Raw genomic sequence first — 7582 nt, 5'->3', positions numbered from 1 at the left:
GTAGTGAAACCGCTTAGCGCCGATGGTAGTGTGGGGTCTCCCCATGCGAGAGTAGGTCATCGTCAGGCACTTATTGTGAAAAATCCCCCGGGGCTTACGCCCCGGGGGATTTTTTTTGCGTGCAGGAAAGGCACTCTGCTCTTTCCGATGGTAGCTATTAAACCCCGGCGGCGCGGGGCGCCGCGTCGCTGGCTGAAGCCTGCTCCTACAACGTACAGGGGCGTTCTCTTGTAGGAGCCCAATTCTATTGGGCGAAAGGCGCCGTCAGGCGCCTTGACTTGGCAGCCCTGCCAATTAACGCCAAATACTTTCCAGGGCTTCTAACAGGCTATCCATTTCATCGTCAGTGCCGATCGTAATACGCAGGAAATTGTTGAGCTCAGCAGTATTGAAGTGACGTACCAGAATGCCCCGCTCGCGAAGGCTGGTAAATAACTGGGCGCCGGCAACGTCAGGGTGCTGGACCAGGACGAAGTTGGCCTTTGAAGGCAGTACTTCAAAGCCCAGAGCTTCCAGGCGCTGACGAGTACGCTCACGCGTGGTGATTACCCGCTCACGGCACGCATCAAAGTGTGCTTCATCTTCAAGCGCTGCAATACCCACAAGGCTTGCCAGGCTATCGACCGGGTAGGAATTGAACGAGTCCTTCACTCTCTGCAAGCCGTCAATCAGCTCGGCTGAGCCTACCGCGTAGCCAAGGCGCAGGCCGGCAAGGCTGCGTGATTTAGAGAAGGTGCCTGTGACCAGCAGGTTGGGGTAGCGGTCAACCAGTGCAATCGCGCTTTCTCCACCAAAATCGACATACGCCTCATCGACCAGCACGACGCGATCGGTTACGCGCTTCAATAGCGCCTCGATGCTTGCCAGTGAATGGGCATGCCCGGTAGGCGCATTGGGGTTGGCAAGGATAACGCCGCTGCGCTCGGATGCCGCGCCAAGCGCCTCCATGTCCACTTCCCAGTTTGAGGTCAGCGGGTGGGTGCGCAGCGCGACATTATAAAGATTGGCGTAAACCGGATAGAAGCTGTAAGTGATCGCGGGCGTATCCAGCGGCGCGTCGTGGCAGAAGAACGCTTGAAAGGCCAATGCCAGTACTTCATCGGAACCGTTACCTACGAATACCTGCTGGCTTTCCACGCTGAACGTTTTGGCAAGCGTGGCGCGCAGAGCGGCAGAGGTGGGGTCCGGATAAAGGCGAAGATGGTCAGTGGCGTAGTGGCGCAGCGCCTCGCCCACGCCCGGTGCCGGCGGGTAAGGATTTTCGTTGGTGTTTAATTTGATAACGCGCTCACGGGGCTGCTCGCCTGGTACATAAGGGGTGAGCGCCTTGACCGCGGGACTCCAGTATTGGCTCATGGTGGTAACCTGATTATCCTTGCGTAATAGGCCATGGTCGCTTGATGCTTGCCCAAGCGCAAGCATTCCCATGCGCCTGGGGGGTGGGCGTCGCACCTTGTAACGGTTATGCTGTCATAACCGCACGTAAGAAATGTATGACCAACACGATAAGGAGAGACCCAATGCAATTCAGGAGTTTGCTAGCCGGTTCGGCTATGTTGGCATTGTTGGCTGGTTGTGCAACCGGCGGCCCGTCAGGCCAGGAGAGTGATGCAGGTGTGAGTGCATCACAACAGCACTACCAGGGAACGCTGCCTTGCCGCAACTGTGACGGTATCGATCTGGACGTTACCATGGTGGGCGAAGAGACCGGTGCAGCAGACGAGCGTACTTTTACGCTGGATGCGACCTATCGTAACCACCCACAAACGCCGCCGCCAGAAAATTACGCGGGTAACTGGGAAGTGCTGAACGGTACGCCGTCCGACCCGGACGCGACCGTCTATGAGCTGACGCCTGATGGCGACGGTCAGATCTACTACTTCCAGCGCATCAACGAGCGTACGCTTGAATTGATCGACCCGGAGCGTCGTCGCTTCGAAAATGGCGAAATGTTGCAGCTACAGCGTCAGTAATCAAGCAGTAGCGAAACAAGGCGGCCACGGGCCGCCTTTTGTATTTTAGCGCCTGACGCCGTCAACATGATTCAATAACGGGAGTATGAACGCAGTGGCTAAAGCCAAGAGTGCCTTTGTATGTACCGAGTGCGGGGCCGAATACCGCAAGTGGCAAGGCCAGTGCTCCAGCTGTAACGAGTGGAATACGTTAAGCGAAATCCGCCTGGCAAGCGCCCGTCCGGGCAGTGGCAGCACGACTACCGGCAGGGCAGGCTATGCAGGTGACCTTTCCCGTGATGTGGTGGATCTAAGCAATGTCGACCTGAGCGAGGTACCCAGACTCAGCTCTACGTTCAACGAATTTGACCGCGTGCTGGGCGGCGGCCTCGTACCAGGTTCAGCCGTGCTTCTGGGCGGCAACCCGGGGGCGGGTAAATCGACGCTTCTGCTACAGACAGCCTGCAAGCTGGCCCAGCAGCGGCGCATCATGTACGTGACTGGGGAAGAATCTCTTTCCCAGGTGGCCATGCGTGCCCATCGTTTGCAGCTGCCCACCAGCGGCCTGAAGATGCTGGCCGAAACCAGTGTCGAGACCATTCTTGCCGTCGCTGAGCGTGAAAAGCCGGAAATTCTGGTGATCGACTCTATCCAGACCATGCATCTGGAAGATATCAGCTCGGCGCCGGGCGGAGTCGCCCAGGTGCGCGAGTCCGCGGCCGCACTCACCCGTTTTGCCAAGCAGAGCAATACAGTGCTGCTGCTGGTGGGCCACGTGACCAAGGACGGTACCCTGGCAGGCCCCAAGGTGCTTGAGCACATGATTGATGCCTCCTTGCTTCTGGAAGGCGGTGCCGACTCCCGCTTTCGCACGCTGCGCGGTCAGAAAAACCGCTTTGGTGCCGTCAACGAACTGGGCGTTTTCGCCATGCTCGAACAGGGCCTCAAGGAGGTCAAGAACCCCAGCGCCATCTTTCTTTCACGCCAGGAAGAGCAGGCGCCGGGAAGTTTGGTCATGGTGGTATGGGAAGGCACTCGGCCTATTCTGGTAGAAGTACAGGCTCTGGTCGATGAATCCGCACTGGGCAACCCACGCCGCGTCGCCGTCGGGGTGGATCAGAACCGCCTGGCCATGCTGCTGGCCGTGTTGAACCGCCATGGCGGGCTGTTTACCGGCGACCAGGACGTATTCCTGAACGTGGTGGGCGGTGTAAAGGTGCTGGAAACCAGCGCGGATCTCGCTGTACTGCTGGCCGTGGTTTCCAGCTTGCAGAACCGCGCGCTTCCCAAGGAGCTGGTCGTGTTTGGCGAAGTGGGGCTTTCCGGCGAGATACGCCCGGTACCCAGCGGCCAGGAGCGTATTGCCGAGGCCGCCAAGCACGGTTTTTTACGCGCTATCGTGCCGCGCGCCAACGCCCCCAAACAGTCGCCCAAGGGCATGGAAGTGATCGCCGTGGATAAGCTCAGCGATGCCTTGGAGGCACTGTAAGTAGGCTACGCTATTAAGTCATCATGAAAAAGACATCTACGTGCCAAGGAGAGACGCCATGAGCTCGATTCGTTTAACCCAGTACAGTCACGGCGCCGGATGTGGCTGCAAGATCGCCCCCGATGTGTTGGATAGCATCCTTGCCAAGGCGGGGCCGGCCGCCGGGCACAAGCAGCTGATCGTGGGCAATCAGGGCCGCGAAGACGCTGCGGTCTACGATTTGGGCGACGGCCGCGGCATGATCGCCACCACGGATTTTTTCATGCCGATCGTGGACGATCCGTTCGATTTCGGACGTATCGCGGCCACCAACGCGATCAGTGATATCTATGCCATGGGTGGCACCCCGGTCATGGCCTTGAGTATCCTGGGCTGGCCGCTGGATAAATTGAGCGCGGAAGTGGCCGGTGATGTGGTCGCTGGTGCCCAGGGCGTATGCCGTGAGCTGGGCATCGCCTTGGCAGGCGGGCACTCCATCGATGCGCCGGAGCCAATCTTCGGTCTGGCGGTTAACGGGCTGGTGGATCTGGACAAGCTCAAGCTCAATAGCCGCGCCAAGCCTGGGGATCTTCTGTTTCTGACCAAACCGCTGGGCGTGGGTCTGCTTACCACGGCCGAAAAGCGTGGCCTGCTGGAAGCGGGGCACCACGGCCTGGCCCGGGAGACGATGCTTAAATCCAACCGCATCGGGGTTTCACTTGCCGGTGTCAAAGGCCTCAACGCCATGACCGACGTGACCGGTTTTGGCCTGGCCGGGCACCTTACGGAGATGTGCAGCGCCAGTAACGTGATGGCCCAGATCGATTTCCGCCGTCTGCCGCGACTGGCCGAAGCCGAGGCGTATCGCCGTCAGGGGGCGGTACCCGGTGGCACGCTGCGCAACCGCGATGCCCTGGGCAAGAGCCTGCCCAGTATGGATGAAGCCCACTGGCAGTGGCTGTGCGACCCGCAAACCTCGGGCGGCCTGCTACTAAGCGTCGACCCGGCCTGGGAAGACGATGTCGAGCGCATTGGTCGGGAATTTGGATTGTCGCTTGAGCCGTTTGGCGTCATGAAGCCTCGTACAGGCGAAGCGTTGATCGAGATGGTCGGATAATGCTTGAAGCGCTGCCTCCATCCCTAGGTTTAATCAGCGAAGCGCGCCCACTGATTGATGTGCGTGCCCCAATCGAGTTTGCCCAGGGCAGCCTGCCCGGCGCGGTCAATCTACCCCTGATGGTGGACGAAGAGCGCCGTCAGGTGGGTATTGCCTACAAGCAGCAGGGCCAGGAGGCCGCGATTGCTCTCGGCGAACGGCTGGTCAGCGGTGAGACCAAGCAGGCACGCATCGCGGCCTGGAAAACGTATCTGCACGAGCACCCTGACGCCGTCATCTACTGCTTTCGTGGCGGGCTACGCTCGCAGATCACGCAACAGTGGCTTGAAGAAGCTGGTCTTTCCAGGCCGCGCATCGAAGGCGGCTGGAAGGCCATGCGCCACGCGCTCTGCCAGCGTATCGAGCAGGCGGCCGAGCAGCCCATGCTGGTGGTGGCCGGATTGACCGGTTGCGCCAAGACCACGCTGATCAATCAGCTGGAAAACGGTGTCGATCTTGAAGCCTGCGCCCACCATAAAGGCTCCGCCTTCGGGCGCAGGCCAGAAGCACCCGCCACACAGATCGATTTTGAACATGCGCTGGGGGCGCGGCTGCTGGCCCTGCCGGATAAGCTCGTCATCGAGGATGAGTCACGCCAGATCGGCAATGCCAACATACCGCTCACCTTCTGGCATGCTCTGCAAAAAGCACCGCGCGTGCGTATCGAGATGCCGCTTGATTGGCGTCTTGACCAGCTCCTGAACGACTACATCATCGAGCTTGAAAAAGAGTACACCGCATATTGCGGCGCGCAAGAAGGTTGGGCATTGATGCAACGTCAATTAGGCAATGCGCTGATTCGTCTGGAAAAGCGTTTAGGGAATGCGCGTCTTCAGCGTTTACAGCGCCTCCAGGCGCTGGCGTTCAAGGCCCATGCCGAAGGTAACCCTCAGGCCCACGAAGCGTGGTTGGCACCACTTTTGACCGAATATTACGACCCACTCTATCGCTATCATCTGGAAAAACAGCAGGCGAGCGCCGCGCCGGATATTCATGTGGGCGATTGGGAAAGCTGCCGGGAGGCTGCCAGGCAGTGGAGCGCCCGGCAGCCTGAGTAGGGTAGGTCAGGCCAGCTTTAACCACTGGGTCATGACCCGGTCGAGCAAAGGCGCCAGTTGATGAAAGCGGGTAGCGTTTTCCAGAATCTGGTTTTCGGACTGTACAAAGCGTTCGGCTGTCGGGCTACTGGAAGCCACAGGCGCGGCCTCGCTTTTCACCTGCTCAATAAGCTGAGTAGCGCTTGCAAGCGTTACCTCCAGGTGGCAGAGCAGGCCTACCACGCGGCCGCTGTCCCAGCTGAAGCCCTGTAGCGGGGCCGCCGGGCTCCCACCCAGCGGCAGGGCGTCTTCCGGCAGGCTGAACACGTAGCGATGCCACATGAACGCCTCGAATTGCTCGGGCAGATCAAACGGGCTTTCCGGGGCCAGGGTCACCTCATGAAAGCCCTGTTCTGGATAGGTGCCAGGAGCCACCACGGCATCCAGCGCCCGGGCAATCAAAAGCGCGCCCAGGCCGATGCCCAGAACGGGCTTCTGGCCATCCAGGTAGCGGTTGATCAGCTTGTTTTCGGCCTTGAACCACGCAGGCGGCTGATCAAGAACGGTTTCTGGACCGCCCAACACGATCAGCGCATCGCTTTCCGCGGGGCGTGGGGTGAGCTCGCCCGCGTATAGATGAAAAACGGTGTAACTATGCCCCATACTGCTCAACCAGTCGGTCAAGCGGGCGGGGTCATGATCAGAGCCGTGCTGTAGCAGATGTATATGCATGGTAATCTCCTCGCCGGCCGTACTCAGTCAGGGCTGTCGGGGTTTACGACAGCGCAGGTTCGACCATAACGTATTGACCCCATTTCACCAATATCGCGCGTTAGGAAATCAGTATGGTGTCCAAACCCTTAGGTTTTTATCAGCGGCTTCAGGTGCTGCCGCTCGCGGCTCAGCAGGCGTTCATGGCCGCGCTTTGTGAGCGGCTATTACCCAATTACGCGCTGTATGAGCAGACCACCGGCCAGGGGGATGGCCATACGCTGCGCACGGTGCTGAATCTGGTCTGGGAGCGGCTTAGCGTGCCCGGTGCCAGTATCGACTTTGCGCGCCAGGCGGAAAAGCTGGCCGAATGCGAGCCGCCTGCAGAAGATGAAAGCTTTGGCGCCCGCCGTGCGCTGGACGCCGTGGTATCCATCTCGGCGCTGCTCGATACGCTGCAGGGCGACTCTCCCGAAGCCGTGCTGGATGTAAGCCGCACCTCGCGCGCCGGGGTGCGCGCCTTTATCGAGCTTACCGAAGGTGAGGAGGATGCTCAGAAGCTTGCTCTGCTGATCCGCGATCACCCGCTGATGGAAGATGAAAACGCCTTTCAGGACGCCGTGCTGGAGGCCGTCAGTGAGCCGCTCAACAAGGCCGCGTTGAAAGAAGTTCGCACGCTTGGCCGCAATGACGGCATCAGCAACCTGGGGCTGAGCCTGGACGAAGAAGAGTAGGCCAAGCCTTAGAAGCGCAGGCCTGCCGTCACCATCATGCCGGCAGTGCCAAACACGATCAGGTCGGACTCAAGGCGCCCCCACTGCACGCCAATGCTTGGCAGCAGCGCCGGGGCCACTTCCAGATGGTTGAGCGGAATCTTGTCGCGGTACTCACCCTTGTAGCCGCGCAGCAAGCCACCGCTCAGCTTGGCGCGAACGTTGATCTCATCGGCAAACTGCCACAGGGGAAATTCACGCCCGGCATAGACGTACCAGGTGGGCTGTTCGTAGGAGTTCTTGAACCAGGCGGCCCCGGCCATCCAGCGGTCAGGGTTGTGAAGCTCGATGCCCATCAAGTGCTGCTGGTTGTTGTGATCCGGCTGCGGGTCGAAGTGGCGTGTCAGCAGGCTGGTCTGTACCAGCGTATGGTCGAGTGTGAACGCCGGCGGCCAGTCGGGCATAGAAAAGGCCGAGGCCGAAGCGCTCAGCCAGATACCTAGAAGCCCTCCTGCCCATGCAGTGTAACGTGGCATGTAAAACTC

Annotated in this window: 8 protein-coding genes; 5 read left to right on the top strand and 3 right to left on the bottom strand. The window is 59.8% G+C overall.

Annotated elements, in window-relative coordinates:
* Positions 1-294 precede the first annotated feature (294 nt).
* The gene (hisC, locus tag B0H98_RS04550; protein WP_106373892.1) at positions 295-1356 is read right to left on the bottom strand and encodes a histidinol-phosphate transaminase; all 1062 of its coding nucleotides are present in this window, start codon (positions 1354-1356) and stop codon (positions 295-297) included.
* 164 nt (positions 1357-1520) lie between these two features.
* Here hisC and B0H98_RS04545 point away from each other — a divergent pair, with 164 nt between their 5' ends.
* The 4 genes from B0H98_RS04545 to mnmH all read left to right on the top strand — a co-directional run bounded on the left by B0H98_RS04545 (position 1521) and on the right by mnmH (position 5634).
* Positions 1521-1973 (top strand): copper resistance protein NlpE N-terminal domain-containing protein, encoded by a 453-nt coding sequence (locus B0H98_RS04545; RefSeq protein ID WP_106373849.1) that lies wholly within the window; start codon positions 1521-1523, stop codon positions 1971-1973.
* A 94-nt stretch (positions 1974-2067) separates the two neighbouring features.
* A complete protein-coding gene (gene radA / locus B0H98_RS04540; protein WP_106373891.1) occupies positions 2068-3441 on the top strand; it encodes a DNA repair protein RadA in 1374 nt (457 codons plus the stop codon).
* A 58-nt stretch (positions 3442-3499) separates the two neighbouring features.
* Positions 3500-4537 (top strand): selenide, water dikinase SelD, encoded by a 1038-nt coding sequence (gene selD, locus B0H98_RS04535; protein WP_106373848.1) that lies wholly within the window; start codon positions 3500-3502, stop codon positions 4535-4537.
* Positions 4537-5634: a tRNA 2-selenouridine(34) synthase MnmH gene (mnmH, locus tag B0H98_RS04530; protein WP_106373847.1), complete on the top strand. Its 1098-nt coding sequence runs from the start codon at positions 4537-4539 to the stop codon at positions 5632-5634. Before selD ends, mnmH begins: the two co-directional genes overlap by 1 nt.
* Before the next feature lie 6 nt (positions 5635-5640).
* Here the strand turns inward: mnmH and B0H98_RS04525 are convergent, their stop codons facing one another.
* On the bottom strand, positions 5641-6345 hold the full coding sequence (locus B0H98_RS04525; RefSeq protein WP_106373846.1) for a type 1 glutamine amidotransferase: 705 nt from the start codon (positions 6343-6345) through the stop codon (positions 5641-5643).
* A 113-nt stretch (positions 6346-6458) separates the two neighbouring features.
* Between B0H98_RS04525 and B0H98_RS04520 the strand changes: the two genes are divergently transcribed.
* Positions 6459-7058, top strand: coding sequence for a YjaG family protein (locus tag B0H98_RS04520; RefSeq protein ID WP_106373845.1), 600 nt, complete (start codon positions 6459-6461; stop codon positions 7056-7058).
* A gap of 8 nt (positions 7059-7066) precedes the next feature.
* Here B0H98_RS04520 and B0H98_RS04515 read toward each other — a convergent pair whose 3' ends face one another.
* Entirely contained in the window at positions 7067-7573 is a 507-nt protein-coding gene (locus tag B0H98_RS04515) for a hypothetical protein (protein WP_106373844.1), read from the bottom strand.
* Between the last annotated feature and the right edge of the window lie 9 nt (positions 7574-7582).

The sequence above is a fragment of the Vreelandella songnenensis genome (assembly GCF_003002925.1).
Lineage (GTDB): Bacteria > Pseudomonadota > Gammaproteobacteria > Pseudomonadales > Halomonadaceae > Vreelandella > Vreelandella songnenensis.
Note: the sequence above shows the minus strand (reverse complement) of the source record. Positions and strands in the feature narration are given on the sequence as shown.